Origin of the sequence: Streptosporangium amethystogenes subsp. fukuiense (assembly GCF_042665875.1) — a bacterium.
Taxonomy (GTDB): Bacteria; Actinomycetota; Actinomycetes; order Streptosporangiales; family Streptosporangiaceae; genus Streptosporangium; species Streptosporangium fukuiense.
In genome coordinates this window covers 7,221,917-7,248,341 of record NZ_JBHTEE010000001.1, presented here as the reverse complement: position 1 = coordinate 7,248,341, position 26,425 = coordinate 7,221,917, and the positions used below count along the sequence as shown (strand labels likewise).

Annotated in this window: 29 protein-coding genes, 2 tRNA genes and 1 other RNA gene; 16 read left to right on the top strand and 16 right to left on the bottom strand. The window is 69.3% G+C overall.

Going from position 1 to position 26,425, the window contains the following annotated elements:
* Positions 1–30: 30 nt before the first annotated feature.
* Genes ACFQVD_RS32160 through ACFQVD_RS32150 form a run of 3 tightly spaced genes read right to left on the bottom strand, consistent with a single transcriptional unit; the run spans position 31 to position 1,513 of the window.
* Positions 31–564: a DUF5063 domain-containing protein gene (locus ACFQVD_RS32160; RefSeq protein ID WP_030919805.1), complete on the bottom strand. Its 534-nt coding sequence runs from the start codon at positions 562–564 to the stop codon at positions 31–33.
* On the bottom strand, positions 557–1,156 hold the full coding sequence (recR, locus tag ACFQVD_RS32155) for a recombination mediator RecR (RefSeq protein ID WP_030919803.1): 600 nt from the start codon (positions 1,154–1,156) through the stop codon (positions 557–559). Before recR ends, ACFQVD_RS32160 begins: the two co-directional genes overlap by 8 nt.
* Positions 1,157–1,159: 3 nt before the next feature.
* A complete protein-coding gene (locus ACFQVD_RS32150; RefSeq protein ID WP_343971709.1) occupies positions 1,160–1,513 on the bottom strand; it encodes a YbaB/EbfC family nucleoid-associated protein in 354 nt (117 codons plus the stop codon).
* Between the two features lie 342 nt (positions 1,514–1,855).
* Here ACFQVD_RS32150 and ACFQVD_RS32145 point away from each other — a divergent pair, with 342 nt between their 5' ends.
* Positions 1,856–3,322: a helix-turn-helix domain-containing protein gene (locus tag ACFQVD_RS32145; protein WP_343971713.1), complete on the top strand. Its 1,467-nt coding sequence runs from the start codon at positions 1,856–1,858 to the stop codon at positions 3,320–3,322.
* 138 nt (positions 3,323–3,460) lie between these two features.
* Here the strand turns inward: ACFQVD_RS32145 and ACFQVD_RS32140 are convergent, their stop codons facing one another.
* Positions 3,461–5,638 carry a DNA polymerase III subunit gamma and tau gene (locus ACFQVD_RS32140; protein WP_386272887.1) on the bottom strand — a complete coding sequence of 726 codons (2,178 nt, stop codon included), beginning with the start codon at positions 5,636–5,638 and terminating at the stop codon, positions 3,461–3,463.
* A 30-nt stretch (positions 5,639–5,668) separates the two neighbouring features.
* Positions 5,669–5,764, bottom strand: an RNA gene (ffs, locus tag ACFQVD_RS32135) — signal recognition particle sRNA small type.
* Positions 5,765–5,846: 82 nt separating this feature from the next.
* Here ffs and ACFQVD_RS32130 point away from each other — a divergent pair.
* The 4 genes from ACFQVD_RS32130 to ACFQVD_RS32115 all read left to right on the top strand — a co-directional run bounded on the left by ACFQVD_RS32130 (position 5,847) and on the right by ACFQVD_RS32115 (position 8,182).
* A tRNA-Ser gene (locus ACFQVD_RS32130) sits at positions 5,847–5,935 on the top strand.
* 338 nt (positions 5,936–6,273) lie between these two features.
* Positions 6,274–6,477, top strand: a complete 204-nt coding sequence (locus ACFQVD_RS32125; protein ID WP_343970229.1) for a hypothetical protein — start codon at positions 6,274–6,276, stop codon at positions 6,475–6,477.
* 438 nt (positions 6,478–6,915) lie between these two features.
* Positions 6,916–7,773 (top strand): KPN_02809 family neutral zinc metallopeptidase, encoded by an 858-nt coding sequence (gene ypfJ / locus ACFQVD_RS32120; protein WP_343970232.1) that lies wholly within the window; start codon positions 6,916–6,918, stop codon positions 7,771–7,773.
* Positions 7,774–7,879: 106 nt separating this feature from the next.
* Positions 7,880–8,182: a type II toxin-antitoxin system VapB family antitoxin gene (locus ACFQVD_RS32115; protein ID WP_030919787.1), complete on the top strand. Its 303-nt coding sequence runs from the start codon at positions 7,880–7,882 to the stop codon at positions 8,180–8,182.
* Positions 8,183–8,286: 104 nt separating this feature from the next.
* On the opposite strand, the gene ACFQVD_RS32110 is transcribed toward ACFQVD_RS32115, so the two are convergent.
* The 4 genes from ACFQVD_RS32110 to ACFQVD_RS32095 form a co-directional block, all read right to left on the bottom strand.
* A tRNA-Ser gene (locus ACFQVD_RS32110) sits at positions 8,287–8,376 on the bottom strand.
* Between the two features lie 24 nt (positions 8,377–8,400).
* A complete protein-coding gene (gene tadA, locus ACFQVD_RS32105; protein ID WP_343970930.1) occupies positions 8,401–8,844 on the bottom strand; it encodes a tRNA adenosine(34) deaminase TadA in 444 nt (147 codons plus the stop codon).
* A gap of 17 nt (positions 8,845–8,861) precedes the next feature.
* Positions 8,862–9,353, bottom strand: a complete 492-nt coding sequence (locus ACFQVD_RS32100) for a tRNA adenosine deaminase-associated protein (protein ID WP_343970237.1) — start codon at positions 9,351–9,353, stop codon at positions 8,862–8,864.
* A 16-nt stretch (positions 9,354–9,369) separates the two neighbouring features.
* Positions 9,370–9,879 (bottom strand): tRNA adenosine deaminase-associated protein, encoded by a 510-nt coding sequence (locus tag ACFQVD_RS32095; RefSeq protein WP_245651776.1) that lies wholly within the window; start codon positions 9,877–9,879, stop codon positions 9,370–9,372.
* A 178-nt stretch (positions 9,880–10,057) separates the two neighbouring features.
* Here ACFQVD_RS32095 and upp point away from each other — a divergent pair, with 178 nt between their 5' ends.
* The 5 genes from upp (at position 10,058) to ACFQVD_RS32070 (ending at position 14,271) form a co-directional block, all read left to right on the top strand.
* Positions 10,058–10,696 carry a uracil phosphoribosyltransferase gene (gene upp, locus ACFQVD_RS32090; RefSeq protein ID WP_343970242.1) on the top strand — a complete coding sequence of 213 codons (639 nt, stop codon included), beginning with the start codon at positions 10,058–10,060 and terminating at the stop codon, positions 10,694–10,696.
* Between the two features lie 185 nt (positions 10,697–10,881).
* Positions 10,882–11,112, top strand: a complete 231-nt coding sequence (locus ACFQVD_RS32085; RefSeq protein WP_343970245.1) for a hypothetical protein — start codon at positions 10,882–10,884, stop codon at positions 11,110–11,112.
* Positions 11,113–11,429: 317 nt separating this feature from the next.
* Positions 11,430–11,960 (top strand): PH domain-containing protein, encoded by a 531-nt coding sequence (locus ACFQVD_RS32080; RefSeq protein ID WP_030919774.1) that lies wholly within the window; start codon positions 11,430–11,432, stop codon positions 11,958–11,960.
* 141 nt (positions 11,961–12,101) lie between these two features.
* Positions 12,102–13,460 (top strand): helix-turn-helix transcriptional regulator, encoded by a 1,359-nt coding sequence (locus ACFQVD_RS32075; protein ID WP_343970248.1) that lies wholly within the window; start codon positions 12,102–12,104, stop codon positions 13,458–13,460.
* 109 nt (positions 13,461–13,569) lie between these two features.
* Positions 13,570–14,271 carry a FadR/GntR family transcriptional regulator gene (locus tag ACFQVD_RS32070; protein ID WP_030919768.1) on the top strand — a complete coding sequence of 234 codons (702 nt, stop codon included), beginning with the start codon at positions 13,570–13,572 and terminating at the stop codon, positions 14,269–14,271.
* Between the two features lie 146 nt (positions 14,272–14,417).
* Here ACFQVD_RS32070 and dnaN read toward each other — a convergent pair whose 3' ends face one another.
* The 3 genes from dnaN to ACFQVD_RS32055 form a co-directional block, all read right to left on the bottom strand.
* Entirely contained in the window at positions 14,418–15,518 is a 1,101-nt protein-coding gene (gene dnaN, locus ACFQVD_RS32065; RefSeq protein WP_343970253.1) for a DNA polymerase III subunit beta, read from the bottom strand.
* A 100-nt stretch (positions 15,519–15,618) separates the two neighbouring features.
* Positions 15,619–16,278: a response regulator transcription factor gene (locus ACFQVD_RS32060; protein ID WP_343970257.1), complete on the bottom strand. Its 660-nt coding sequence runs from the start codon at positions 16,276–16,278 to the stop codon at positions 15,619–15,621.
* Complete coding sequence (locus ACFQVD_RS32055) at positions 16,275–17,804, bottom strand: sensor histidine kinase (protein WP_343970260.1); 1,530 nt, start codon at positions 17,802–17,804, stop codon at positions 16,275–16,277. Before ACFQVD_RS32055 ends, ACFQVD_RS32060 begins: the two co-directional genes overlap by 4 nt.
* 155 nt (positions 17,805–17,959) lie before the next feature.
* Here ACFQVD_RS32055 and ACFQVD_RS32050 point away from each other — a divergent pair, with 155 nt between their 5' ends.
* The 3 genes from ACFQVD_RS32050 (at position 17,960) to ACFQVD_RS32040 (ending at position 20,462) form a co-directional block, all read left to right on the top strand.
* Positions 17,960–18,856 carry an ABC transporter ATP-binding protein gene (locus tag ACFQVD_RS32050; RefSeq protein WP_343970263.1) on the top strand — a complete coding sequence of 299 codons (897 nt, stop codon included), beginning with the start codon at positions 17,960–17,962 and terminating at the stop codon, positions 18,854–18,856.
* Entirely contained in the window at positions 18,856–19,590 is a 735-nt protein-coding gene (locus ACFQVD_RS32045) for an ABC transporter permease (protein WP_343970266.1), read from the top strand. Before ACFQVD_RS32050 ends, ACFQVD_RS32045 begins: the two co-directional genes overlap by 1 nt.
* Positions 19,591–19,724: 134 nt before the next feature.
* On the top strand, positions 19,725–20,462 hold the full coding sequence (locus ACFQVD_RS32040) for a phosphodiesterase (RefSeq protein WP_343970269.1): 738 nt from the start codon (positions 19,725–19,727) through the stop codon (positions 20,460–20,462).
* Between the two features lie 307 nt (positions 20,463–20,769).
* Here the strand turns inward: ACFQVD_RS32040 and ACFQVD_RS32035 are convergent, their stop codons facing one another.
* Positions 20,770–20,979 carry a winged helix-turn-helix transcriptional regulator gene (locus ACFQVD_RS32035; RefSeq protein WP_343970271.1) on the bottom strand — a complete coding sequence of 70 codons (210 nt, stop codon included), beginning with the start codon at positions 20,977–20,979 and terminating at the stop codon, positions 20,770–20,772.
* On the opposite strand from ACFQVD_RS32035, the gene ACFQVD_RS32030 reads away from it, so the two are divergent.
* Together ACFQVD_RS32030 and ACFQVD_RS32025 are read left to right on the top strand one after the other, a co-directional pair.
* A complete protein-coding gene (locus tag ACFQVD_RS32030) occupies positions 20,973–21,458 on the top strand; it encodes a zinc-binding dehydrogenase (protein WP_343970933.1) in 486 nt (161 codons plus the stop codon). The genes ACFQVD_RS32035 and ACFQVD_RS32030 overlap by 7 nt on opposite strands.
* 198 nt (positions 21,459–21,656) lie before the next feature.
* Entirely contained in the window at positions 21,657–21,935 is a 279-nt protein-coding gene (locus ACFQVD_RS32025) for a hypothetical protein (protein ID WP_343970273.1), read from the top strand.
* Positions 21,936–22,165: 230 nt separating this feature from the next.
* Here ACFQVD_RS32025 and ACFQVD_RS32020 read toward each other — a convergent pair whose 3' ends face one another.
* Complete coding sequence (locus ACFQVD_RS32020) at positions 22,166–22,531, bottom strand: DUF5335 family protein (RefSeq protein ID WP_343970276.1); 366 nt, start codon at positions 22,529–22,531, stop codon at positions 22,166–22,168.
* Between the two features lie 332 nt (positions 22,532–22,863).
* Complete coding sequence (locus tag ACFQVD_RS32015) at positions 22,864–23,403, bottom strand: cysteine hydrolase family protein (protein WP_343970279.1); 540 nt, start codon at positions 23,401–23,403, stop codon at positions 22,864–22,866.
* A gap of 1,160 nt (positions 23,404–24,563) precedes the next feature.
* On the opposite strand from ACFQVD_RS32015, the gene ACFQVD_RS32010 reads away from it, so the two are divergent.
* Positions 24,564–25,472 (top strand): YihY/virulence factor BrkB family protein, encoded by a 909-nt coding sequence (locus ACFQVD_RS32010; RefSeq protein WP_343970282.1) that lies wholly within the window; start codon positions 24,564–24,566, stop codon positions 25,470–25,472.
* 152 nt (positions 25,473–25,624) lie between these two features.
* On the opposite strand, the gene map is transcribed toward ACFQVD_RS32010, so the two are convergent.
* On the bottom strand, positions 25,625–26,407 hold the full coding sequence (gene map, locus ACFQVD_RS32005) for a type I methionyl aminopeptidase (protein ID WP_343970285.1): 783 nt from the start codon (positions 26,405–26,407) through the stop codon (positions 25,625–25,627).
* Between the last annotated feature and the right edge of the window lie 18 nt (positions 26,408–26,425).

Below are 26,425 nucleotides of genomic sequence, written 5' to 3'. Positions count from 1 at the left end.
ACCTTCTGATGTGGCTCAGTATGTGGACGATCACACGGTTGTGCGCTCCTCGGCGACATCAAGCCGGGTATGGGCGACAAGAGCCTGAAGTGCCCGCATCGCCGCTCCGGCGTGGTTTCCCCAGGTATTGAAATAGGAGTACTGCCACCACCAGAGAGCCTCCAGCGGGCGACCCGCACTGTGGTGCCGCAGACCGTGCAGGAGGTCGGCGGCCACCGCCGTCAGGTCGTCGGAGAGACGGTACGGGGTGACCACGGTGTCCTTGTAGGGGTCGAAGACCTCGGCGTAGTCGTCGACCGGCCCCAGCCGCTCGGCCAGAGCCGTTCGGACGGCGTCAACGTCCGGGTCCTCCCCCAGATGCGGTTCCCAGTTGCCGGACAGGATCACGTCCTGACTCGCGCCGAGCTGCGCGCCGGCCGAGCTGACCTGCGCGACCTCCACCAGCAGCAGGGGCAGGATGGCGTCGCCGCCCTCGCCGCCCGCCAGGCGGGTCAGGCCGTCGATGTAGTTCTTCGCGTGCTCCGCGATCCGCTCCGCGAGAGCACTCCATGCGTCATCAGACATCAAGGAGCCTCCTTCCCTCGAACGCGCGGCCCAAGGTGACCTCGTCCGCGTACTCGAGGTCACCGCCTACCGGCAGACCGCTGGCCAGTCGTGTCACTTTCAGTCCCATCGGCTTGACCAGACGGGCGAGATAGGTCGCCGTCGCCTCCCCCTCAAGGTTGGGGTCGGTGGCGAGGATCAGCTCGGTGACCTGGCCGTCCGCCAGGCGGGTCATGAGCTCTCTGATGCGCAGGTCGTCGGGGCCGACACCGTCGATCGGGCTGATCGCCCCGCCCAGCACGTGGTAGCGGCCTCGGAACTCGCGGGTCTTCTCGATGGCCACGACGTCCTTCGACTCCTCGACGACGCAGATCACGTGGGGATCGCGCCTGGCGTCACGGCAGATCCGGCACTCCTCCTCCGCGGCGACGTTGCCACAGACCCGACAGAAGCGGACCTTCTCCTTGACCTCCAGCAGAGCGTGCGCGAGCCGTTTCACGTCGGCCGGCTCCGCGGCCAGCAGGTGGAACGCGATGCGTTGCGCGCTCTTGGGACCGACGCCGGGGAGCATCCCCAACTCGTCGATCAGGTTCTGGACGACCCCTTCGTACATGACCTAGAACCCGGGAAGCTGGCCGAGCCCGCCCCCGCCCCCCAGCCCCTGTGCGAGGGGACCGAGCTTCTCCTGCTGCAGGTCGGCCGCGGCGCGCACGGCGTCGCGGATGGCCGCGATGACCAGGTCGGCGACGGTGTCCGCCGTCTCCTGGGGATCACCGGGGTCGATGGCCTCGGCGCTGATCTCTAGTTCGAGCAGCTCGCCCCCGCCGTTGACCGTGGCCACGACCAGGCCGCCGCCCGCGGAGCCCTGGACCTCCGCGTCGTTCAGCTCCTGCTGGGCGCTCACAAGCTGCTGCTGCATGAGCTGAGCCTGCTCCAGCAGCTGCTGCAGGTTGACATCCCCTGGGTTCACCGTCGTTGTGCTCCTCATTCGCGACATCGGTCGTCACGAGCCTACGGGTTCTGAGCCGGGTGTTGTACTGAAGCGGGCACGGGTTCCCTGCTGACGGGGATTAAACCTCCATCGGGCCCCGGACCCCCTCAAGACGTCCGAGACCCGAGATGACACGTCCCGGAGCGGCCGCACACGGCGACGTGTGGTCGAAAGGTAACCGCCCGAAGGTTGCGCACACGTTGCGGTCGTCCGCTCACACTCCGCGTGCCCTCTTTGATCGAACGGGTTGCGTGCGGGGTTCCGAGCCCCGATGCTTCCGCCATCGGCTCTGTTCCGGGGGGATATGTGTCCGACGGCCAGATGAGAGCTGCCCAGGCAGCCGATCTCGACTCCTACGCGTCACGGCTGCGGCGCCTGCACGAGGCCCTGAGCGACGGTGGGCGACCGGTGGCCGAGGGACCCAGAAGCGTGATCTCCTCGTCGTGGCGGCGGTCGCTGGACGCCGGGGTCGACCTCGGGACCAGGTCGGCTCCGCCGGCCTTCGAGGGCCAGGACATCCGGGAGGTCCGTTCGGCCCACCCGATGAACGGGTTGCTGCCGATCATCACCGGCACCCTTCTGGGAGCCGCCGACGAGGGCGACCAGATCCTGCTCATCGCCGACGCCGAGGGCAGGGTGCTCTGGCGGGACGGCAACCACCGGACGATGGAACGCGCCGACGAGGTGGGACTGGCCGCCGGCTTCGACTGGAGCGAGCAGGCGATCGGGACCAACGGCCTGGGCACCGCGCTCGCGACCCGGCGGCCCCTCCACGTCTTCTCCTCCGAACATCTGGTCAGAGCACTCCACATCTGGTCCTGTTCCGCCGCGCCGGTCATCGATCCCGACGGCGGCGGCCTGCTGGGCTGCGTCGACGTCAGTGGCACGACGCGCGCCATGCACCCGGCGAGCGTCGCCCTCGTCGAGGCCGCCGCGCGGCTGGCCGAGAGCCACCTCACGCTGCGCATGCTCGAACGCGACGAGCGGCTCAGACGCCGCCACGAGAGGCAGGTGAGCGCGCTGCGCGGCGAGCCCGGCGCCCTGGTCACCGTGACCGGGCGGATCATCGCCGATGACGACGCACGGCAGTGGGGTCACCGCATCCGCCTGCCCGAGGTGGGCCACCGGGTGGTCCTGCCCGACGGGCGGAGCGCCTTCCTTGAACCGCTCGGTGACGAGGGCTTCCTGCTCCGCCTCGCGGGTCCGGCGCGCGGCCCCGTGCTGACCCTGTCCCTCCTCGGCACCGAGCACCCCTCGGCGTACCTGGAGGGGGTCCGCCTGCCGCTCTCCCTGCGCCACGCCGAGATCCTCGCGATGCTCGTCCTCAACCCCCGGGGAATGACGGCCGCCCAACTCTCCTTCCATCTGTACGGCGACGAGGGAAATCCGGTGACCATCCGTGCCGAGATCCACCGGCTCCGCGCCCACCTCGGCCGCACCATCGCCGCCAAGCCGTACCGCCTTACCTGCCAGGTCGAGGCCGACTTCCTGGAGCTCAAGCGGCTGCTCGCGGCCGGCGAGACCGCGCCGGTCGCCCGCGCCTACCGCGGCCCCCTGCTGCCCCGCTCCGAGGCGCCCGCCCTGCGCCGCGAGCGGGAGGAACTGGAGGGCCAGGTACGGGCCCGTCTCCTGCGGCGAGGCGACCCCGACGACCTCTGGGCCTACACCGAGACCGAGCACGGCAGGAACGACGTCCAGGTCCTCGAACGCCTCGCCGCCACGCTGCCCGGCCACGACCACCGCGCGGTGGCGGCCCGGATCCGCCTCAGCGGCGGCGACCCGCCCTGAGATCCTCGTCACCCCGAAGGCGGGGCTCCCGTGCTGCCACGGGTGCGGCGGGTTTCCCGGCGACCGCTTCCGGACGGACGCGCGCCGTCGACCGGTCTGAGACCTCCGGGACGCGGCTGGGAGCCCGGCGTGAAACCGTCAGGTGTGGTCGATCTCGCCGATGATCTGGCCACCCAGCTCGCGCTGGATGAGGGCCATCCCGCTGAGCGCGTCGACGTCGGCGTCCGCGTCGTTCAGCGGGTCGACCTCGTCGGCGTCGGGGGCGGCGCCGCGGTTACCCCGGCCGGGCACCGCGTCGGGCCAGGCCGGCTTGGCGCCGGTCTTGGCCACGGCCCGTGGACCGGCCTGGGCTGCGGCCTTGGCGGCCGAGCGGGCGGCGGCCAGACCTGGGCCGGGCCCGGAGATCGACGGGGGAGGCGAGCCCGGGTCCTCCGGCATGGGGGCGTCCGGCCAGGACTCGTCCGTCGCGGGCGGGCTCTGACGCGCCGGGGCCTCCCGCTCCGCCTGCGGCGCGGGCGGAGCGGCTGGGGCCTGTGCCTGCCGGACCGGCGCCTGGACCTGCGGCTGCGACGGCTGGGGGGTGGGCTGCTGGGGGGCCGGGGGCTGTCTCGGTGCCGGCGCACGGCCCCCGCCCGACGGAGCGGGCCCGTTGCCGACGACGGCCTCGACCTTCCAGGTCCCGCCCAGAACCTCCTGCAGCACCGCCGCGACGACCGCGTCCTTGCCGCCCCCGGTGAAGTTCTTCATCGCGCCGACCTGCGCGAATCCCAAAGTTACGATCTTGCCCTCGACCCCGACGACCTGGGCGTTGGTGTTGACGTTGGCCCACACGACAATGCTGCGCCGCTTGAGCGCGGCGAGCACCTGGGGCCACGCCTGCTGCACGGCCCCGCCCCCGGAACCGGGTGCGGCAGCCATGTCGACCGGCGCGGGCGCGCCGGGAGCCTGCTGAACGGGCGCCTGGGCCTGCTGCCCCGTAGCCAGTGCGCCGGGCCTGACCGCCACCGGCCAGTCGTCGCCCTGGGCAGCGGGCTGCTCGGCGGGTGCCTTGACGACGGGCGGTGCGGGCCGCTCCGCCTGCGGCGGGGGCGCCGCGTGGACCACCGGTGCCGGAGCCGCGGCCTGCGGGGCCACGGCCTGCGAAGCGGCGGGCACGGCGACCCCGCCCCGCTCCAGCCGCTCCAGCCGTGTCAGCAGCGCCGCCTCACCCTGCGCCGCGCCGGGAAGCAGGATCCTGGCGCACATCAGCTCAAGGAGCAGCCGAGGCGAGGCCGCGCCGCGCATCTCGATCAGGCCCGCGTTGAGGATCTCCGCGGCGCGGGTCAGCTCGGCCGGACCCATCGAGGCCGCCTGGACCTGGAGCCGCTCCAGCTCGTCGCCTGGCCGGTCGAGCAGCCCGCTGGTGGCCGCCTCCGGCACGTTGGCCAGGATCACCAGGTCACGGAAGCGCTCCAGCAGGTCCATCGCGAACCGCCGGGGGTCGTGGCCGCCCTCGATCACCCGGTTCACCACCTGGAACACCAGCGCACCGTCGCGACCGGCGAAGGCCGCGACCACGTCGTCGAGCAGGTCACCGTCGGTGTAGCCGAGCAGGGAGACGGCACGTGCGTACGTGATGCCCGCCTCGTCCGACCCGGCGAACAGCTGGTCGAGGATGGAGAGCGAGTCCCGGGCCGAACCCGCGCCCGCCCGGACCACCAGCGGGAGCGCGGCGGGCTCGAACGGCACGTTCTCGGAGGTGAGGATCTCCTCCATGAGCGTGCGCAGCGCGGCCGGCGGGATCAGCCGGAACGGGTAGTGATGGGTCCTGGACTTGATCGTCCCGATGACCTTCTCTGGCTCGGTGGTCGCGAAGACGAACTTCAGGTGAGGGGGAGGCTCCTCGACGAGCTTGAGCAGCGCGTTGAAACCCTCGCGGGTCACCATGTGCGCCTCGTCGATGATGTAGATCTTGAAGCGCGACGACACCGGCGCGAAGAAGGCCCGCTCGCGCAGGTCGCGGGCGTCGTCCACGCCGCCGTGCGAGGCGGCGTCGATCTCGATGACGTCGAGGTGACCGGGACCGGTGGGCGCCAGCGCCACGCAGGACTCGCACTCCCCGCACGGCTCGGGGGTCGGGCCCTTCTCGCAGTTCAGGGAGCGGGCGAGGATGCGCGCGCTGGACGTCTTGCCACATCCCCTGGGACCGCTGAACAGGTAGGCGTGGTTGATGCGCCCGCTGCGCAGCGCCTGGCGGAGCGGATCGGTGACGTGTTCCTGACCCTTGACCTCGGCGAAGGTTCCGGGCCGGTACTTGCGGTACAGCGCAAGACTCATGCGACGATCCCACCTGCGAGGGGTCCTGAAACGAAAGACCCCTCGCACACCCGCCAGAGCCCGCTTATCCTTGCTGCCTTCCGGCCCTGGGGAGGTTCACAGGATGACGCCGCGCGAGGGGTCGACCCTCAGTCTAGCCTCAGATCCGAGTGCTCGGGGTCGGAAATCCATGGTCCGTGCACCTCGAAAGTTGGGTAAGCTTCTCCACGGAGGATTCGCCTAGTTGGCCTAGGGCGCACGCTTGGAAAGCGTGTTGGGGGCAACCCCTCAGGAGTTCGAATCTCCTATCCTCCGCCACCTCGAAGGGCCGGACGGCATATGCCGTCCGGCCCTTCGTCGTCTCAGGCCGCTGTGGGACGCCTACCGGCTCCGAACGGCTACAGGCTTCGGTCCCACCGTGCCCGTCCGGTGGTGTTCGTGCCGCTGCCGGTGCGCGCGTACCCCGCAGAAACCGATGACGGCGCCTTGTGCTCACCTCGCACCGAGGCGCTCCCGGTAGCGGCCGTCTCGGCCTCTTCCGGAGAGTCCGTGACGAGGCCGAGACAGCCGTCGGGCCGTACGACGAAGAGGACGTCTTCGCCAAGGGTGACGCCGTAGGCCGAGTGCGCCGTCGCCTCTGGGACCTCATGGACCCCATGGCCGCCGACTTGGCCGGCCACCTCGACTACGTCTCCGCCGCCGGCCGCCCGCAGGACGTCGCCTGCGCCATCATGGCCCTCATCACCGAGTACGCCGCGATCTGGGTGAGCCAGCCTCCCAAGACCCGCCTTTCCCCCGACGCCGCCATCGACCTGGTCACCGACCTGATCTGCACCGGTATCACCGGCCCCACCCCCTGACCCACCGCGTGAGCACCGGGGTGCTCATCCGCGTCGGGAACGCATGAGCGGGGGAGTTCGGCGACGCGCAGGCGGAACCGGTGCCGGGGCGGGAATCGTCGACGGCCTCGGATCGAGGTTCCGGTTCTCGGACGCCCGACAACGGTGGGAAGGTCCGCCGAACCTCCGGGCTTCGAACGGGACGGCAAGCGGAGGACCTGGGAGATCGTCGTCTCCGGGCGCGCGAGGAGATCGTGGCGCCCCCTCGGCTCGGGACCACGCGTCAGCGAGCCGGGCAAGCCATCGATATTCACACCTCGGGTAACGAGTACGGAGAAGGGGGTCTTGGGCATGTAGGAGGGTGAACCTCGCATCTCATGCCTTTGTCCGCGTGCGGGCATGTCAAGCTCTGTTCGGGGCAGGGGAGGCGCCCCAAGCGGATCGAAGGGATGTCGGGCGATGGATTTCAAGGACGATGTCCAGCTGGACAGCTCGCAGGTCGAAAACCGCGGCCGGGGGAGGATTCCCGGTGGAGGTCTCGCGGTCGGCGGCGGGGCGGCCGGAATCATCGCGCTCATCCTCGCGCTGGTGTTCGGGATCAACCCCGGAGACATCACCGGCGGCTCCGATCCGGCTCCGGTCGGCCCGGGCTCCGACCTCTCGGCGCAGTGCAAGACCGGGCGGGACGCCGACCAGAACGAGGAGTGCCGGGTGGTCGGCGTGGTCAACAGCGTCCAGGAGTACTGGCCGAAGGCCGTCCAAGGATACGAGCCCGCCAAGACCGTCATGTTCTCCGGCCAGGTCAACACCGCCTGCGGTGCCGCCGACGCCTCCGTCGGCCCGTTCTACTGCCCGGCCGACCGCCAGGTCTACCTGGACCTCAGCTTCTTCAAGGAACTGGAGAGCAGGTTCGGCGCCAAAGGCGGCCCCTTCGCCCAGGCGTACGTCATCGGGCACGAGTATGGTCACCACGTCCAGCACCTGATCGGTACCGACGCCAAGGCCCAGGGGGACCGGCAGGGCCCCAAGAGCGGCTCGGTAAGACTGGAACTGCAGGCCGACTGCTACTCGGGCGCCTGGGCCAAGAACGCCTACGAGACCGGCCTGTTCGAGAAACCGTTCAGCAGGACGGACATCGAGGAGGCGCTGAGCGCCGCGTCCGCCGTGGGCGACGACAGCATCCAGGAGCGGACCCAGGGCCGGGTCACCCCCGAGGGCTTCACCCACGGCACGTCGGCGCAGCGCGTCAAGTGGTTCACCACCGGCTACCAGAGCGGCGATCCCGGCAGGTGCGACACCTTCTCCGGCGACATCTGAGAACTCCGGCGGCACCTGCCCAGGACGCATCCGAAAGACGGCCTCCGAACTGCGGCGATGAAGATCGGACAGGCGAGAGGCCGGATTCTCTCCTAAACTACGTACTGTGATCTTCAAGCTGGTCGGCGATGGACGGCCCTACCCCGAGCACGGTCTCTCGCATCGCGAGTGGGCGCAGATACCGCCGCGACAGGTCCGGCTCGACACGCTGATCACCACGAAAGCGGTGCTGGACCTGCATTCCCTGCTCGCCAAGGACTCCACGTTCTACGGCGACCTGTTCCCGCACGTGGTCCAGTGGCGCGGCGACCTCTATCTGGAGGACGGCCTGCACCGGGCCCTGCGCTCGGCCCTGCACCAGCGCTCGGTGCTGCACGCCCGGGTCCTGGAACTGCCCACGGAGAACTGAGGCCCCGGGCGGGATGTGCCGGGTTCGCGAAAGGGATGGAACGGCGGGGGAAAGAAGGCAGAACGCGAGGAAGGGCTCCCGCGACCGCGGGAGCCCTTCCTGTGTGGCGGTGGAGGTGGGATTTGAACCCACGGATAGGTTGCCCCATCACACGCTTTCGAGGCGTGCGCCCTCGGCCACTAGGCGACTCCACCGCGGAGCAGCCTACCGGATAACCGCTATTGCTCGCGCATCCGGCGAGCGGTGAAGAACTCGGTGAGAACCGCCGCGCAGTCATCGGCCAGGACCCCCCGCAGGACCTCGGGCCGGTGGTTGAGGCGGCGGTCCCTGAGCACGTCCCAGAGCGACCCCGCCGCTCCGCCCTTGGGATCGACGGCGCCGTAGACGACGCGGTCGACCCGGGCGAGCACGGCGGCGCCCGCGCACATGGTGCAGGGCTCCAGGGTGACCACCAACGTGCAGCCGGTCAGCCGCCACCGCCCGCACGCCTTCGCGGCCTGCCTCAGGGCGAGCACCTCGGCGTGCGCGGTGGGGTCGGCCGAGGCCTCCCTGTCGTTTCCCGCGCGCCCCAGCACGGAGCCGTCCGGGCCGATGACCACCGCACCGACGGGCACCTCGCCGCGGGCTCCGGCTTCGGCGGCCTGCGCCAGGGCGAGCCTCATCTCCCCGACGTAGTCCGTCAACGCAACCGGTCGAGCTCGTCGGCGAAGGCCATCCGCTCGGCGATCACCGAGAGCGTGTCCCCGGGGAGCGCGCCCTCCTCCATGCTGAGCTCGACGAGCTCGTCGGAACTCAGCCCGAGGTCCTCCAGCAACTCGAAGTCGCCCGCCGGCCGCACGCCCAGGTCGGGGGTGTCCTTGTCGACCGCCACCCCGGCCAGCTCGGTGAAGAGCTCACCGAGGCCGTCGGAGAGCCCCGCGTGGGCGTCGGACAGGAAGGTGCGTGGCTCCAGGTCGCCCTGATATCGGACGATCGCGAACCACTCGTCCTCCACCTCCACACACAGAAGAGCAAGCTCGTCGCCGTTGAGCCCCAGATGCTCCTGAACGGCGTCGCCGAGATCGTCGACGATCTCGGCCTCGCTGAGGTCGACCTCCGCGCCTTTCCAACCGTCCGGTGTACGGACGAAGGCCGCGGAGAAAACACTGTTGCGGGGTGGTCTGGAGGGCATGGCCGATCTCCCGAGGTCAGCCGAACACAGAGTCGATGGCGCGTTCGAACGGCTCGGAGAACCCCAGCCGCGCGGCGATGCTGGACAGGACGTCCTCCGGCAGGAGGTCGATGTCGCCGGAGAGGATGCCGAGTTCCATCTCGTCAAGCCCCAGGTCCGCGAAGATCGACAGGTCCCCCGCGGGGAGCGCCGTCTCCTCGTCCTGAAGAATCGCGTCGAGTTCGTCCTCGTCGGGAACCGGCACGTCCAGGTATTCCAGCGCCTGCCGGGCGAGCGGGAAGTCCCAGGACGCGGCGATGTCGGACAGGAAGACCTCGACCCTCTCGCCGAACACCCGTAGCGCCACGAAGAACTCATCCCCAACGGCGACCAGGCCAATCGTGCCGTTCATGCTCGGTTGCTGGCGCAGGGCGTGGATGAGGCCGTCGAGGTCGGACGTGAGGGCCACGGGGAGCATCTCCGCCTCCCAGCCGTCGTCCTCACGGTAGATCACGATGGCAAAGTCCAGCGAGTCTTCGTCTGACATGGCCATCCCCACCGAATGCTTTCTCTACGGAGGTCAATGCTTTCAGAAGCGGGACACGGACGTGGGTCTCTCCGACCAAATTGTGATCAAATCCGAGTGAGCGGGTGATGTCGAACAGGTGCCGCCCACCCTCCCCCGGCTCATCGCCCGCCGAGTGCCCAGGATATCTTTGGCCACCATGGAAACCCTGGTCGTCGACCATCCCCTGGTGGCCCACAAGCTGACCGTGCTGCGGGACGTCGGCACGGACTCCCCCACTTTCCGGCGTCTCGCCGACGAGTTGGTGACCCTGCTGGCCTACGAGGCGACCAGGCACGTCCGCGTCACCGAGTGGTCGGTGCAGACGCCCGTGGCTCCCGCCAAGGGCGTGCGGCTGGCACAGCCCTGCCCGCTGGTGGTCCCGATCCTGCGCGCGGGACTGGGGATGCTGGAGGGCATGACCCGGCTACTGCCCACCGCCGAGGTCGGTTTCCTGGGAATGATCCGCAACGAGTCCACCCTCCAGGCGGAGACCTACGCCACCCGGCTGCCCGACGACCTCTCCGGCCGTCAGGTCTACGTGGTGGACCCGATGCTGGCCACCGGCGGCACCCTCGCCGCCGCGATCCAGTTCCTCTTCGACCGGGGCGCCGACGACGTGACCGCGCTCTGCCTGCTGGCCGCCCCCGAGGGCATCGCCTACATGGACCAGGTCTTCAACGGCAGCGGCAAGCCGATCCGCCTGGTGACCGCGGCCCTGGACGAGCGCCTGAACGAGCACGGCTACATCGTTCCCGGGCTGGGCGACGCCGGAGACCGCCTCTACGGCGTCGTCTGAGTACTCCCCGGTATCGCCGCCGACCCGAAGGTTCCGGGATTTCAGAGCCATCCTTTTCCCTTGAAGGATGGTTCTTCTACCCGCCGATCGTTACATAACGCGATCGAGCGGGTACGAAGAGTCGCGAAGACATCTCTTCTGTGTCCCCGGTCCGCCGAGGCCGCGGGCGCACACCAGGGAGAACCATGAGCGAGCGAATCATCCCGGACACCGAACCCGACCCTTACGCGGACTTCAGCGCCGCGCTCAGGGACGAGTTCTCCGAAGTCCATCCGGCGGCCACGGTGACCCGCTGCATAGAGGCGGCTCACTACGGAGCGCTGGAGGTCGTCGGCCACGCCCATCCGACGCTGGTCGAGCGGATCGCCCGCAAGCACCTCGAGGTCCTCGCACTGGTCGCGAGCGAACGCGGGTGACGGGTCATGAGGGGCACGGATGTCCGGGAGGGGCCCACGGGGCCCTCGCGCGGGATCCTCGCGACGCGTACGAGACCGAATGAGCCGATGCGCTTTACCGCGGCATGGCCCTGGGTAATGTATATGGCGGGTGCAGTGGGTGAGTGGTAGTGGGAGGCCAACGTGCAGGTCAAGAAAGTCCTATCGTATAGCGCTGTCGGTTTTGTGGCGTTTTTCCTGTTCACCCGACCAGGTGACGCAGCCAACGCCGTAAGGGGTGCCATGGACACGGTTTACACGGCGGCCGATTCTCTGGCCCAATTCGTCTCACACCTGTCATGAGGCTCGTGACCCACGGGGACTCCGCTCCCTCGTCGGTCAACCGCTACCTGCTCCCCCACGAACACCAGGTCATCATGGTGCGGCGCCACCCGGCCGTGCTGCTTCGCGCGGTCGCCGAGGTCTTCGGCGGCCTGATCCTCGCCGGACTGCTCAGCAAGTGGTTCGGCGACCAGGGCGGCGGTGGCGTGCTCGTCATCGTCTGGTGGGCCTGGCTGCTGTTGTTGATCCGCTTCGTCTGGAAGGTCGCGGAGTGGTCGGTCGACTACTTCGTCGTCACCTCCAAGCGCATGCTGCTCACCACCGGCTTGATCACCCGCAAGGTCGACATGATGCCGCTCGGCAAAGTGACCGACATGAGCTTCCAGCGCTCGATCCTCGGCCGCATGCTGGGCTACGGCGAGTTCGTTCTGGAGTCGGCCGGTCAGGACCAGGCTCTGTCGAGGGTCAATTACATTCCATACCCGGAGACCCTCTACCTGGAGGTCTGCCAGATGCTCTTCCCGGGGGGCAATGATTCGGATGATTAGTTCCCTATGTCCATATTGACAGCAATGACATAGTGGCTGCCCACACTCCCCGGTGAGGATTTTTCACGCGGGGTTACCCGATTCGACTGCTTCATGCAATCATGGCGGGAACATTGACCATCCCCCGCCCTGAGAGATCAGATGCCGAGTCAGGGAACCATCGGTGACCGCGTCCGCGGACTGCGACTGAGTAGGCGCATGTCCCAGGCCCAGTTGGCAGGGCCCGACCTTTCCGACAGCTACGTCTCCCTCATCGAGTCCGGCAAGCGGACGCCGACGCCCGTGGTCGCCCGTCTGCTGGCCGAGCGACTGGGGTGCACCACCGAGTTCCTGCTGCACGGGATCGAGCCGCGCCAGCGCATCGACACCGAGCTTGGCCTGCGCCACGCGGAGTTGGAGCTTCTCCACGGCGACCCGTCCGTCGCGGCGGACCGTTTCGGTGAGATCGTCAAGGTCGCCGGCGAGGAGAACGCGATGCTGGCCGCGCACGCGCGACTCGGCCGCGCACGCGCGCTGGAGGCCCAGGGCAGGATCGGTCCGGCGTTGGAGGCGTTCGAGCGACTCCGCCGTGAGGCGGCCGCCCACCCCGAGCGCTTGGCCGACCTGCCGCTGACGGTGGCGCTGAGCCGCTGCTACCAGCGTGCCGGAGACACCCCTCGCTCGCGCGACCTGGCCGCCCACGCGCTCAGCGAAGTCAACCGGCTCCCCCTGTCGCAGGGCGAGATCGCCGTCGAGCTGGCCGCCTCCCTGATGGAGGCCGAAACCTCTCACGGACCCGGCTCACCGGGCATCTCCTACGTTCGGCACGTCCTGTCGACCAATGGCGTCCCCACCGCGGTCAACCGCACCGCGGAGATCCACGCCCTCTGGCGAGCGAGTGTCGCGGCCTCTGACAGAGAGGACTCGGCCCTGGCCGTCCGCCTCGCCGACGACGCGATCGCGACCGGTCGCCCGGCACGGATGGCGTCACAGCTCGCCCTCATCGCGATGGACTGGGCACGTCTCGCCGCCTCCACGGGCGACGAGTCACTCGACGAGGCCCACAGGCTCGCGACCAGCGCCGGCAAGGTCTTCGCGGCGTTCCCCGAACGCGTCCACGAGTACATCAGGAGCATCGTCGTGCTCGCCCAGGTCCGGCTGGCGACCGGCGACGCTCAGGGCGCGGCGGATCTGGCCAGAACCGCCCTCGACATGCCGGGCGGCCAGGCGGGCGCCATCGGGGCGACCGCGCAGCTGGTTCTCGCCCGGGCCGCGCTGGCCCACGGCCGGAGCGACGTCACGACCGCCCTGGACACCGCCAAGCTGCTGCTGAACGGCGTCCGGTACGAGCTCTCCGGCCCTGATCGGGGGACCGCGCGAGTCTGGCGTGACCTAGGAGACCTGTACGGCCAGGTCGGTGCGCGTGATGACCAGGCCAGCGCGTATCGTAGGGCTCTCGAAACCGCTGGAGTGCGCGACGCGCTGGTGGGCGTGACCGTCGACTCGGCTTTGGTCCGATAAGACCGGTTTCGTTAAGGGAGTTCCAGATTTGTTTTCGCACCTCTGGAATAACTAGGGTCTACCAGTCATTGATTCATAGGATGATTGGTTTCTCCGGAGGAGGCGGACGGTGAGTCTGCGTACGGCGCAGCGAGCATCCCTCGTCGACCAAGTGATCGATCAACTCAAGGAGCAGATCACTTCTAACTCCTGGCAGATGCACGCGAAGATTCCTACCGAGACCGTACTCGCCGAACAACTCGGGGTCGGTCGCAACACCGTGCGCGAGGCGGTGCGGGCGCTCACACACGCCGGCCTGCTGGAGTGTCGCCAGGGTGACGGAACGTACGTTCGCGCCACGAGCGAGCTCTCCGGGGCCATGCTGCGCCGGCTACGCTCCGCCGAGCAGCTTGAGATCCTGGAGGTGCGGCGTGCGCTGGAGGTGGAGGCCGCCAGGCTCGCCGCGACCAGGCGCACCGACGCCGACATCGCCGCGATCGAGGCGGCGCTGACCGAGCGGGACAACGCCTGGCAACTGGGCGAACCCAACGCGTTCGTCGAATCCGACCTTGCCTTCCACATCGCGGTGGTCCGTGCCACCCACAACCTGGTGCTGATCGAGCTTTACGAGGACTTCTCAGCGGCGCTGCGCGCCAGCATCACCGCCGCGGGCACCTCGCTGAGCAGCACCCTGAACACCACCTACATCCCGCACGACGCCATCGCCCGCGCCATCGCGGCCGGTGACGCCGCCGCCGCCGAACACGCGGGACACGCGTGCATGGAGCACATCCTGATCGCCCTGACCGAGGAACAGGAACTCTCCGCCTGACCCCTCCCTCCCAGGGCTTCTCACAGTGCGGGCCCCGCCACCGGCCGGTGGCGGGGCCCGCACTGTGAGAAGCCCTCTGGGCGGCCGGCGGGGCGCGGCCCGGTCCAGGTGCCCGAAGCACCCGGTGTGCCCGGACACGGAGGCGTTCAGGTCAGGCGCAGGGACATCACCAGGTAGCGGAAGGCGGGGTCGGCATCGCCGGGAACCTCGGTGATGAGAGCCGGGCGGCTCGGCGACTCCATGTTGAGCCGGACGAACTCGGTCTCGACACCGTTCAGGCCGTCGAGCAGGAAGTGGGACTGGAAGGCGATCTGGATATCGTCACCGGACAACTCGGCGTCGACGACCTCGGTGCCGCGGCCGATGTCGCCACCGCCCGCCTGGATGAGAACCTGCCCCTGGCCGAAGGAGAGCCGGATCGGGGTGTTGCGCTCGGCGACCAGCGCGACCCGCTTGATCGCGTCGACGAACGGGGCCACCCGCAGGTCGGCCCGGATCGACCAGTCGTCGGTCAGCCGCGCGCGGTAGTCGATGAACTGCTCGTCGAGCAGGCGGACGGTGGTGGCCCTGCCCACGCTCTCGAAACCGGCGATGCCCTCACCCAGCGCCACGGAGACCTCGCCGCCGCGCAACGATCTGGCCACCTCGACGAGCACCCGCGCGGGCACCATGGCGGCGGCCGCGGTGCCCGGCCGCTCGGGGCGCCAGCCGAACTCCCTGGCCGCGATGCGGTAGCGATCGGTGGCGGCCAGGGTCACGTCGTCGCCTGAGATGTCGACCCGGATGCCGGTCAGCATGGGGAGGGTCTCGTCGCGGCTGGCCGCCGAAGCCACCTGGCCGACCGCGGTCGCGAAGATCCCGCCGCCGACGGCACCGATCTTGGGGGGCATCTCGGGGAGAGAGGGGAAATCCTCAACCGGCATGGTCAACAGGCCGAACTCCGCGCTGCCGCAGGTCAGAACCGCCTCGGAACCGCTGGTGGCGACCTCCACCGCGTCATCGGGCAGGCTGCGGGTGATCTCCGCGAGAATCCGGCCCGGAATCAGCGCCCTGCCGGGCTCCGCCACGACAGCCTCGATCGAGACGCGGGCGGAGACGTCGTAGTCGAAGACGGACAGTACGAGATCGTCTCCGTCGGCCTCCAGGAGCAGCCCGGAGAGCACGGGAATGGCCGGCCGGTTCGGCAGCACCCGGGCCACCCAGGCCACCGCGTCGGCCAGGACATCACGGTTAACCCGGAACTTCACCTGATCATCCCTTCGTCCTGAACAGCACCGCCACGTGCGGAAACCGTCCTTCAGCACGTTATCCGCTAGGACCGACAAACAGGGTCCGAGCCTGGGAAAGTCAGCCTCGGGCCGCGTTGAGATAGGTCAGGACGGCGAGCACGCGGCGGTTGTCGTCATCGGAGGGGACCAGGTCGAGCTTGGCGAAGATACTGGCCGTGTGCTTGCCCACCGCGCTCTCGCTGAGGAACAGGCGCTGGGAGATGGCCGCGTTGGAGCGGCCCTCGGCCATCAGCTCCAGCACCTCGCGCTCGCGCGGGGTCAGCGCGCCGAGCGGCTGGTGACGGACGGTGCTGGCCAGCAACTTGGCGATCACCTCCGGGTCCATCGCGGTGCCTCCAGCCGCGACCCGGCGGACCGCGTCGACGAACTGTTCGGCGTTGAAGACCCGGTCCTTGAGGAGGTAGCCGATCGCCCCCGAGCCGTCGGCCAGCAGTTCGCGCGCGTACAGCTGCTCGACGTGCTGGGACAGGACGAGCACCGGCAGGCCGGGGACGGCCCTGCGCGCCGCCAGTGCCGCCTGGAGCCCCTCGTCGGTGAACGTGGGCGGGAGGCGCACGTCGACCACGGCCACGTCGGGCCTGAGCTCGATCAGCGCCTTCAGCAGCTCGGGCCCCGATTCCACTGCCGCCACGACCTCGAAGTCGTGGGCCTGGAGCAGGTGGACCAGGCCGTCCCGCAGAAGGTAGAGGTCCTCGGCGATGACGACTCTAAGGCTCATCGGCCCAACCATAGGCGGGCCGGCACGACCTCCGCCAACCGGCGCTGGCTGGAGTGCATGGCGGGGATGATCATGCCCGCGGCGTACATGGAGAGGCCCAGGGAGATGTTGAAGACGATCAGCGGCCACTGCAGGGGTTCGGGCAGGTAGAGCGCGAGGAACCAGCTGAGGTGCTCGGTGTCGATGATCTTCATGACCATCGTCACCAGCCCCTGCGGGAAGAGCGGTAGCCAGCCGAGCCCCCAGCAGATCCCGACGATGACGGCCTTCCCCCGCGGTAGGGGCCTGCTGTCCCGGCGCTTCTCGGCGAGCGCGTTGGGCAGGTCGAACGTGGCGATCGTCGGACCACCGCGCGGACTGCTGACCGCGAGCACCCCGTCGAAGGCCGCCAGCCTGCGCTCGATGCCTCGCAGGCCACTGCCCAGCGACGGGTCGGCGCCTCCCTCGCCGTCGTCGGTGACCACGACGCGCAGCGCGTGGTCATGGCTGCTGATGTCGATCGACACCCGCTCGGCGCCACCGTGGCGGGCCGCGTTGGTGAGGAGCTCGCTGATCGAGAAGTAGGCGGCCGACTCGACGGGCGAGTCCGGGCGGGCGTGCAGGTCCACGGTGACCGTGACCTTCAACGGACTGTCCAGCGCCAGGGCGCGCACCGCGTCACCGAGGCCGCGCTCGGCCAGGACCGGTGGGTGAATGCCCCTGACCAGGTCACGCAGCTCGACGAGCGCCGTGGAGGAGGCCTCCCTGACCTTGCCGAGCAGGGCCTTGGCGGCCGCCGGATCCTTGTCCATCAGTTCCTCGACCGCGCCCAGCGTCATGCCCATCGCGACAAGCCTCGCCTGCGCACCGTCGTGCAGGTCGCGCTCGATCCGCCGCAGCTCGGACGCCTGGGAGTCGACCGTCGCCAGGCGCGCCTGGTCGAGCCGCTGGATCCGCCCCGCGAGCACGGACTTGGCCGTGGGAGAGAGCAACAGGTGGTTCCACCAGGCGTATCCCCGCAGCAGGTGGGGCAACGCGATCAGCGCGACCACGGCGGCGCACCCCAGGAGCGGAGGCACGGCCGCCGGCACCGCGGACCGCGACGCCAGGACGGCGCCTGTGGCCAGGGTGAGGGGGAGCAGCAACAGAGCGGCCGCGACCACCGGGTTGAGGAACAGCCAGAGCCCGTCCCGCCAGGTGGCCGGGTCGCCGAACATCCACTTCCAGCGGTTGTTCCAGTCGGGCCAGCGCGGCGTCTTGTAGAGCTGGCGCTCGTGGCGGTACCACCCGTCGGGCTGGGGTCGTGCCGGCAGCGGCGGCGGCAGGTAGGGCACCGGCACCGCGATCCCGAGCCAGGTGCCGGTCAACCTCCTGGCGAACGCCGTACGGTACCTGATCAGCCGGGCCGTCGGAGGGAACACAAAGATCATCCCCAACCCGAACGTCAGCAGGAACGCGAACAGGGTCAGCGCCACCAGGGCGATGTCCACCAGTGCCATCGCCCCCAGGGCCAGTGCCTTGCCGACCGCCACCGCGTACGTCCTCATGTGTCAATTCTCGATGATGTCTCCGGATGTGCCCAGTGGTGGCGGACGCCGCCCGGGGGTGGAGGTAGCCACACCCCTGCCGGGTGCCTGGCCCGCCCCCGCCGGGGGTCCAGGCGGATTCTCCCCGCGCGGCGCGGCTTCTAGCGTCGGTTGGCATGAAGGTCATCGAGGTCAGCAACCTCCGCAAGCAGTACCGAGACCAGCTGGTGGTGGACGACGTCTCGTTCACCGTCGAAGAGGGCGAGATCTTCGGCGTTCTCGGCCCCAACGGAGCCGGCAAGACGACCACCGTGGAGTGCGTCGCCGGCCTGCGCGTCCCCGACTACGGGACCGTCGGCGTGCTCGGCGGCCTCACCGGCACCGAGCTCAGGGAACAGCTGGGCGTCCAGCTGCAGAGTTCCACACTGCCGGGGAAGCTCAGGGTGTGGGAGGCGCTCGACCTGTACGCGTCCTTCTACCGGGCCCCCGCGGACTGGGCCGAGCTCCTGGAACGGGTCGGGCTCGCCGACAAGCGTGACACGCCCTACGGGAAACTCTCCGGCGGCCAGCAGCAGCGGCTCTCGATAGCACTGGCCCTGGTCGGCAGTCCTCGCGTGGCGATCCTGGACGAGCTGACCACGGGCCTGGACCCGCAGGCCCGCAGGGACACCTGGGAGCTCATCGAGCGGGTGCGCGATGACGGTGTGACGATCCTGCTGGTCACCCACTTCATGGAGGAGGCCGAGCGGCTCTGCGACCGGCTCGCGCTGATCGACTCCGGCCGGCTGGTCGCGCTGGACAGCCCGGCGGGCCTGATCGCCAAGGTCGGCGGGCGGCAGACCGTCAGGTTCCGGCCCTCCCAGCCGTTCGACGACTCGGTGCTCAAGGCACTGCCCGAGGTCACCGAGATGAGGCGGAGCGGCGGGCAGATCACGGTCACCGGTACCGGTGACCTGCTGCTCGCGATCACGACCGCCCTGTCCGCCGCCCATGTCGTACCCGCCGACCTACGCGTGGAGCAGGCCAATCTCGACGACGCCTTCCTGGGCCTCACCGGAAAGAAGCTTTCCTGATGAACAAGATGATCCTGACCGAGCTCAAGCTCTTCCTGCGGGACCCCGCCGGCCCGATCTTCGCGGTACTGCTCCCCCTCGTGCTCCTGCTCGGGCTGGGCAGCACCGCCGGACTTCAGGAGGCTCCTCCCGAGATGGGCGGAGAGCGGATCATCGACACTCACTTTCCCACCATGATGGTGATCCTGGCCGTGGTGACGATGGCACTGACCACCCTGCCGGCGACGCTGGTGAGCTACCGGGAGAGCGGCGTGCTGCGCCGGATGTCCACCACCCCGGTCAGCCCGGTCCGGTTGCTGGTCGCCCAGGTCGTGAACAACCTCGCGGTGGCGATCATCGCCACCATCCTCCTGATCGGCTTCGGCGGCCTCGTCCTCGGCCTGACCCCGCCCAGGAACCCCCTGGCCTTCGCCGGGGTGTTCGTGCTCGGCACGGCCTCGATGTTCGGCCTGGGGCTGCTGATCTCCGCCTTGGCGCCCAGCGCGAAGTCCGCGCCGGGCATCGGTTCGCTGCTGATGTTCCCGCTGCTGTTCATGTCCGGGATGTGGGTTCCCAGGGAGTTCATGCCGGACCTGGTGCGGCAGATCGGCGACTTCCTGCCGATGGCGCCGTTCGCCACGGCGCTCCGCGACACGTGGGCGGGGCACGCGCCGCAGCCACTGCACCTGGTGGTGGTGGCGGTGACCCTGCTGGTCACGGGTGGACTGGCCACCCGACTGTTCCGGTGGGAGTAGCGGACAGAGTGTGATCACGATCCGCCGTGGTCCGCCCCTCGCGTGGGGCAGGGACGGACCACGGCCTGTTTCCGCCTTCTTTTCGCGGGGAGTTCGACGTACTTGGCGGAAAGTGGATATGCCACTCTTGAGTGATGCTGATCCTGGCGCATGTAAGTGACGTCCACATCGACGGTTCTCCCCGCAGCATCGACAGGACCCGATCCGTCATGCGGCGCCTGGAGAACCTTCCCGGCCCTCTGGACGCGGTCGTGGTGACCGGCGACATCGCCGACAACGGCCTGATCCAGGAGTACGAGATCGCGCGTGAGCTGCTGACCACGCGCCACCCGACGATCATCTGTCCGGGCAACCACGATGCCCGTTCGGCGTTCCGCAAGGTCATGCTCGACGAGGACGGCGACGGGCCGGTCAACCAGGTTCTCCGGCTCGACGGGCTCACCGTCGCGCTGTGCGACTCCAGCGTCCCCGGCCGGCCGGAGGGTTTCCTGGAGGACGAGACGATCGCCTGGCTGCGGGACGTGCTCGCCGAGAGCCCGGAGACCCCGGCCATCATCGGCATGCACCACCCGCCGGTGTCGCTGGGCATCCCGTACGTGGACGCGATCCGGCTACGGAACCCGGAGCGGCTGGAGGAGATCGTGCGGCAGTACCCGCAGGTGGCGGCCGTCATCGTCGGCCACGCCCACACCGCGGCGAGCACCACCTTCGCCGGCCTGCCGCTCTCGGTCGCTCCCGGTGTGGTCTCGACGCTGCTGCTCGACCAGGAACTCGACATCCCGGTCCCGGTCGACTACGACCTGCCGCCGCAGATCGCCATCCATGTCTTCGACGAGGGCCGCCTCGTCACCCACGTCCGCCCGGTCCTCTGACCTCGCCTCGGCCCGAGTACCGGGAGGTTGCCGGCATCGCCATGGCCACCGTACTGCTCCCCGCGGCGCTTGCCCCGGTCACGCGGGCCGACACCGCGAGCACGGCGGACGCCTACTTCGCGATCGGCTCCACAGGTCCGGCAGTGACCGAAGGCTGCATTCGAGGGCATGGGGCTCGATCACCCGTGTCCACGGAGATCGGCGGTGCCCACCGCACGGGAGCAAACCCCGTACGACGGGCACCGTCGTGTGCGGCCGACACCGAGACACCGCCCCGCCCCTGATCAGACCGATCCCCGGTCGCCGCTCACTCCACCCGTACGGGCCGGGGTTCCTCACCCGTGCGGAGGTCGTAGGCGTCACGGGCGGCCATGATCTCGGGCATGTGCTCCTCGGACCAGCTCTTGATGCCCTCCATCAGCATGACCACGCTGCGGCCCAGCGCGCTGAGCTCGTACTCCACCCGGGGCGGGATCGTCGGGTAGACGATGCGGATCACCATCCCGTCGCATTCCATGCGCCGGAGGGGTCGGCCATCTCACCGTCCAGATCGCCGCGTCTCGGGGCGCGCACGTCACCGGTACCGGCCGGGCCGCCAAGCACGACCTCCTGCGCGAACTCGGCGCGGACACGCTGATCGACCACACCACCGCCGACTTCGTCACGGAGACCGAGCCGGTGGACGTGGTGTTCGACCTGGTGGGTGGCGATTACGGAGAGCGTTCCGCCTCCGTGCTCAAGCCCGGCGGCGCGCTCGTCGGCGCGCTCGGGGGCAACCTGGGCATCACCGGGGAACGCGCGGCCGAGCTGGGGGTGCGGCTCGCGGTGGTGAACGTGCGTCCCTCGGCGGCCGATCTGTCGCGGCTGGTGGCCCTGGCGGAGTCGGGCCGGCTCAGGGTCCACGTGGACCAGACGCTGCCACTGGCCGAGGTGGCCAGGGCGCACGAACTCCTGTCGACCCGCCGCACCACCGGAAAGATCGTCCTGATCCCGTGATCCCCGCCCACGGGCTTCGTTCCAGCGTCTCTCCATGACGGCCCGTCCTGTCGTGGGCACCGGGCCGAGGCCGCCAGGACGGCATGTCGGCCTCGGCCGGAAAGGGATGCCACAACGACGCGTTCGCTGCCCTTTCCCCCTGTACCGACAAGTTCGCGGAGGTCGTTGGGTACCAGAGCACTCGGGCAGACTGTGACCATGACGCCACATCCGGATCTCCTGCGAGTGCTCGGCGAGGTGCGCGTGCTCCTCGCCCAACCCGACAACGACTTCGCCTGGTCCTCCTGGAAGAACGCGGACGCGGCTCTGGCGGAGATCGACGCCGCGATCGCCCGGATCGACGCGGGCAGCCGGATCCCGCCCGGGCTCGTGACGCTGTTCGCACCGACCGGGCGGCTCCAGGAGGTCGCGAGCTCCAGCGGCTGGGACGACGCGTTTCTCGCGCTGGCCGACCGCTTCGATGCCGCGCTGGAGTAGAGCGTCGGCACGGCCGCCCCGACTCCCGCGGCCACGGAGCCGGGTCTTTTCACGGCTTGACGGCGATCTCCTCTCACCGTGCCGGATCCGGGCGTGCCCGTCGCGGTTCCTCGGGGTGAACCGCTGCCCCGGGTCCTCTCCCGTTCGTGGCCGGCGATGAGTTTCCTGGCGGCACCCCGAGTAGTTCTCCGAAAGCGGGCGGTCGTCTCCCGGGCGCGGAGAGTGCGTGGCTACGCCGAGGAGGCCGAGGTCAGGTGGAGGGTCACGATCGTCTGCCCTCCCTCGGCGTCGAAGACGTCGAACGCTCGCACCGTGCCCTGCTGCAGGGTGTCGGCCAGGATTCTCTGCGGGTGGTCGATGGCATGGCGCAGCACCACCGGATAGCGCCCGTCACGGCCTCCCGCTCCGACCGAGAACTGATCGTCCTTGGGGTCGTACTCCAGGTAGGCCAGCGGTAGCTTCTCGACCTCCAGCAGGTCCCCGAAGTTCTGGTTCATCACTTCGATCGTCACCTCGGCGCCCTCGTGGTCGCGTGTCATGGTGTCGAAGAACTCACGCCACTCCTCACGCACGAGTTCCAACCGCTGCTGGTTCATGTGATGGCCCCCTCCCGGCCAAAGCCCGTAGGCCGCGTGGTCCCCATCCTCAACGATCCCGAGACCGTGCCACATCACCCGATCGAGTAGAAATCCTCTGCCGGGGCGGCGGGCTCCCCAGCACCGTACGGGCCCGGACGGCTCTCGCCCCTGGTCGTGCCGCCGCACTGGGTGAATCACCGCGGCTTCGGTACGACCCACCGTGCGACGAATGTGGCGCCGGCTCTGGCGCGGGCGATCCAGGTCTCATCGCCGGTGCGAAAATGACACGCGGGTTCGCGAGCCGACCTCCCCGCCAGGTGAAGGGCTAGGAAGGGCGCGGGTAAAACCCCTCACCCCAGACAGCGGTCGGCCGGCAGGAGGTCGGCGCGCATGTTGCGCTCCATCATCCGCAACGCCGCCTCGGCGAGGTCGGGGTGGATGTGGGCCACACAGTCGTAGGCCACCCGGACGGAGAACTCGCGCACGTAGGCGTCCAGCGCGCTGTAGAGCACGCACTGCTCGGTCACCTGGCCCGCCAGCACGACGGTCTCGATCTCCTCGCGGCGCAGCAGATACTCCAGTGGCGTGCCGAAGAACGCGCTGTGGCGCACCTTGGCTATGAAGGCGCAGTCGGCCGGGGGAAGCACGGGCTCGACCAGATCGGGACGCCGCCCCTCCAGGGCGCGCCGCCGCAGGTCCTCAGCCGTGGCGGTGAAGTCTCCGTGATTGTCGTTGACGACCACCAGCTGGGCGTCCTGATGCCGATGGGCGCGCCTCATCAACTCCGCCAGGGGCTCCATGATCTGCTCGACGCTCTTCTGCAGCTCGTCGGCGTCCTCGTGGTCGTAGGGGTTCAGCATGTCGATCACGATCACCGCGACAGCACTCATCTTTCCCGCCCCCGTGATTCGAGCTCGGGGCGATCACGGCCTTTCACGCGGCAAAACCGTGATCACCCGTCGGTCTCAGCCCTGTCCTGTCTCCTCCTCGCCATATCCGAGTGACCGCACCGCCCCGAACACCGCGTCAGGCGCGCCCTGCTCCTCGGCTCGCGCCGACAAGGGCGCGGCCGGCGGGAAAGACGCCGGCGCCACTGATCCGCCGGGCGGTTCGCTGCGGGCTGATGCCCTGTGGCGCGCCGGGTTCATGGCCGGGCACTCGCGACGTCACATCGTTTCCCCTCGATGTGGCCATGAAGCTCTTTCTTTTTCGCGGAGCGGAGTCCGAGCTCCGGGTGAGCGTCTCGTACCGGTGTCGCTCGTCGAGGTGTGTCATGCTCCGCTTTCATCTACGAGCGAGCCCTTACCCGCCCCCTAGTGGGCAAACATCCATGTCGAGGGCGTGTGACCTGCTTGTTCGCGTCGAGCCGGAGCAGATCTTCGATGCCGCCGGGTGAGGATTGCTCGGCCAAGTGCCGCGCGAACCGTGTCAGGGGCGCTCCCAGGGGTCGCCGGTGGTCGAAAAGCCCCGGAAGTTGTAGATCTTTAAAAACCTCCGTGTGTCTCACGGAATATGGAGGGGTTGCGAGGGCAGTCGGCCGCTCAGTCGAAGGCACGCAACCTTTGGAGGGCGCCGATGAGTGAGGTCGCGAAACTCGGCTCGCCGGTGTGGCGACGCGGAGCACGCCGGGCAACCCGCCGACGGCCGGGAGGATCGCTTTCGGCGCCGGACTGCCGGTGGCCCTCATGCCCAGGACCAGGGCCGAGAAGCGCGCGGCGCAGCTCATGGAGCAGGCCGACGGAATGATCCAGCCGGTCGGGAGAGCGGTGCGGGAGGCGGCCCAGGCCCTCGACCGGAAAGCCGGGGAAGCGGCCCGGCGGCCAAGGAGACCGGCCACGGAGTGCACGAGCAGGCCCGGCAGGTGGGCGAACACGCCCGTTCCGCCATCGACCACCACCGCCCCCACCCCCGGGATGGCGGTGCTCCGACGGAAGCGGTACCCATGTCACACCACGACACCCGAAGCCCGAGCACCGGCTCCGACCGTGCGGCAGGAGGCCAGGCGGCCCCGGAAAGTCCCACAGAGCTACCCAGACAGTCGTGGTGGGCGGTGCTCAAACGGACCGCCAAGGAGTTTCAGCAGGACAACCTGACCGACTGGGCCGCCGCGCTGACCTACTACGCGGTGCTGTCGATCTTCCCGGCGCTGCTGGCCGTGGTCTCGCTGCTTGGCCTGTTCGGTGAGTCCGCCACCAAGCCCCTCATCGACAACCTCGGAGCTCTGGCCCCGGGACCTGCCAGGCAGATCCTCGACACCGTGCTGCAGGCCCTGCAGAGCAACCAGCGCGCGGCCGGGATCACCACCGCCACAGGCATCGCCGTCGCCCTCTGGTCCGCCTCGGGGTACGTCGGCGCCTTCATACGGGCCGCCAACGTCATGTACGAGATACCCGAGGGCAGACCCATCTGGAAGACCCTGCCACTGCGCCTGACCATCACCACCGCCCTGGTGATCTTGATGGCGGCCGGCTCGGTCGCGGTCGTGTTCACCGGTGGGCTCGCCGAGCAGGCGGGCAAGGTCCTGGGAGTCGGCCAGAGCGCGCTGACCGTCTGGGACATCGCCAAGTGGCCGGTATTGATCGCCATCGTGATGGGCACCCTGGCCCTGCTGTACTGGGCGGCGCCCAACGTCCGGCACCCGGGCTTTCGCTGGCTCACCCCCGGCAGCGCCCTCGCCGTCCTGCTGTGGATCGTCGCCTCCGCCGCGTTCGGCTTCTACGTGGCCGACTTCGGCTCCTACAACAAGACCTACGCCGCCCTCTCGGGGGTCATCGTCTTCCTCATCTGGTTGTGGATCTCCAACGTCGCGGTGCTGCTCGGCGTGGAGTTCGACGCCGAACTCGTCCGCGGACGCGCCATCGAGGCGGGACAGCCGGAGGAGCAGGAGCCCTATGTCGAGCCCCGCGACACCCGCAAGTTCGACCACCAGGACTGGGATCACCGCGACTCCGGGCCGTGATCTCGCCGGTCGGCCACCCGCCGTCGACGAGACGAGCGGCGTCGAGACGGTGTCGGGGAGTCAGGGCAGCGTTGACGTGAGGCGTCGGCAGCCTTTCGCACCAACGATTCGCGATGCGGTGTGCGGAGAAGAGGAACACGGGGGCTCCGACCTCACGGCTGCGCCTGCTTCGGCAAGGTGAGGATTTCGGCCCCGTCGTTGGTGATGGCGATCGTGTGCTCACTGTGTGCTGTCCGGCAGCCTGTCGCACTTCGGAGCGTCCACCCGTCGGCGTCGGTGACAAGTTCGGCGGTGTCCGCCATGACCCACGGCTCCAGTGCCAGCAGCAGCCCAGGGCGCAGTTTGTATCCACGGCCAGGCCGTCCGGTGTTCGAAACGTGCGGGTCCTGGTGCATCGTCGATCCGATGCCATGACCTCCGAACTCGGTGTTGATCGGGTACCCCGCCCCGCTGAGGACCGTGCCGATGGCATGGGAGATGTCGCCGATACGGGCTCCGGGCCCGGCAGCGGCGATCCCCGCGGCCAGCGCGCGTTCGGTCGCGCTGATCATCGCGACGCTCTCCGGGGACTTCGCGTCGCCCACGATGAAGCTGATGGCGGCGTCCGCGGCGACTCCGCCCTTGGAGACGGCGAGGTCGAGACTCAGCAGATCGCCGTTGGCAAGCCTGTAGTCGTATGGCCGTCCGTGGAGCACGGCGTCGTTTACGGCCGTGCAGATGTAGTGGCCGAACGGGCCGCGTCCAAAGGACGGCTCGTAGTCGAGGTAACAGGACAGTGCTCCCGCCTCGACGATCATGGTCTTGGCCCATCGGTCGATGTCCAGAAGGTTCGTGCCGATCGTGCTGCGGCTCTTCAGCGTCTGCAGGATGTCAGCGACCAGGGCGCCTGTGTCTTTTGCTCGGGCCAGCAGGGTGGGGCTCAGGATCTCGATCATGCGGCGTCCTTCTCACGC

Bases quoted from the DNA above. Each gene is read 5' to 3' on its own strand.
- ACFQVD_RS32095 (WP_245651776.1), bottom strand. From the start codon at position 9,879: ATGTCAGACGAAGACTCGCTGGACTTTGCCATCGTGATCTACCGTGAG.
- ypfJ (WP_343970232.1), top strand. From the start codon at position 6,916: ATGGATTTCAAGGACGATGTCCAGCTGGACAGCTCGCAGGTCGAAAAC.
- tadA (WP_343970930.1), bottom strand. From the start codon at position 8,844: ATGAGGCTCGCCCTGGCGCAGGCCGCCGAAGCCGGAGCCCGCGGCGAG.
- ACFQVD_RS32015 (WP_343970279.1), bottom strand. From the start codon at position 23,403: ATGAGTGCTGTCGCGGTGATCGTGATCGACATGCTGAACCCCTACGAC.
- upp (WP_343970242.1), top strand. From the start codon at position 10,058: ATGGAAACCCTGGTCGTCGACCATCCCCTGGTGGCCCACAAGCTGACC.
- ACFQVD_RS32080 (WP_030919774.1), top strand. From the start codon at position 11,430: ATGAGGCTCGTGACCCACGGGGACTCCGCTCCCTCGTCGGTCAACCGC.
- ACFQVD_RS32050 (WP_343970263.1), top strand. From the start codon at position 17,960: ATGAAGGTCATCGAGGTCAGCAACCTCCGCAAGCAGTACCGAGACCAG.
- ACFQVD_RS32085 (WP_343970245.1), top strand. From the start codon at position 10,882: ATGAGCGAGCGAATCATCCCGGACACCGAACCCGACCCTTACGCGGAC.
- ACFQVD_RS32025 (WP_343970273.1), top strand. From the start codon at position 21,657: ATGACGCCACATCCGGATCTCCTGCGAGTGCTCGGCGAGGTGCGCGTG.
- ACFQVD_RS32045 (WP_343970266.1), top strand. From the start codon at position 18,856: ATGAACAAGATGATCCTGACCGAGCTCAAGCTCTTCCTGCGGGACCCC.
- ACFQVD_RS32040 (WP_343970269.1), top strand. From the start codon at position 19,725: ATGCTGATCCTGGCGCATGTAAGTGACGTCCACATCGACGGTTCTCCC.
- ACFQVD_RS32060 (WP_343970257.1), bottom strand. From the start codon at position 16,278: ATGAGCCTTAGAGTCGTCATCGCCGAGGACCTCTACCTTCTGCGGGAC.
- ACFQVD_RS32140 (WP_386272887.1), bottom strand. From the start codon at position 5,638: ATGAGTCTTGCGCTGTACCGCAAGTACCGGCCCGGAACCTTCGCCGAG.
- recR (WP_030919803.1), bottom strand. From the start codon at position 1,156: ATGTACGAAGGGGTCGTCCAGAACCTGATCGACGAGTTGGGGATGCTC.
- ACFQVD_RS32160 (WP_030919805.1), bottom strand. From the start codon at position 564: ATGTCTGATGACGCATGGAGTGCTCTCGCGGAGCGGATCGCGGAGCAC.
- ACFQVD_RS32145 (WP_343971713.1), top strand. From the start codon at position 1,856: ATGAGAGCTGCCCAGGCAGCCGATCTCGACTCCTACGCGTCACGGCTG.
- ACFQVD_RS32075 (WP_343970248.1), top strand. From the start codon at position 12,102: ATGCCGAGTCAGGGAACCATCGGTGACCGCGTCCGCGGACTGCGACTG.
- ACFQVD_RS32125 (WP_343970229.1), top strand. From the start codon at position 6,274: ATGGCCGCCGACTTGGCCGGCCACCTCGACTACGTCTCCGCCGCCGGC.
- ACFQVD_RS32055 (WP_343970260.1), bottom strand. From the start codon at position 17,804: ATGAGGACGTACGCGGTGGCGGTCGGCAAGGCACTGGCCCTGGGGGCG.
- map (WP_343970285.1), bottom strand. From the start codon at position 26,407: ATGATCGAGATCCTGAGCCCCACCCTGCTGGCCCGAGCAAAAGACACA.
- ACFQVD_RS32035 (WP_343970271.1), bottom strand. From the start codon at position 20,979: ATGGAATGCGACGGGATGGTGATCCGCATCGTCTACCCGACGATCCCG.
- ACFQVD_RS32020 (WP_343970276.1), bottom strand. From the start codon at position 22,531: ATGAACCAGCAGCGGTTGGAACTCGTGCGTGAGGAGTGGCGTGAGTTC.
- ACFQVD_RS32100 (WP_343970237.1), bottom strand. From the start codon at position 9,353: ATGCCCTCCAGACCACCCCGCAACAGTGTTTTCTCCGCGGCCTTCGTC.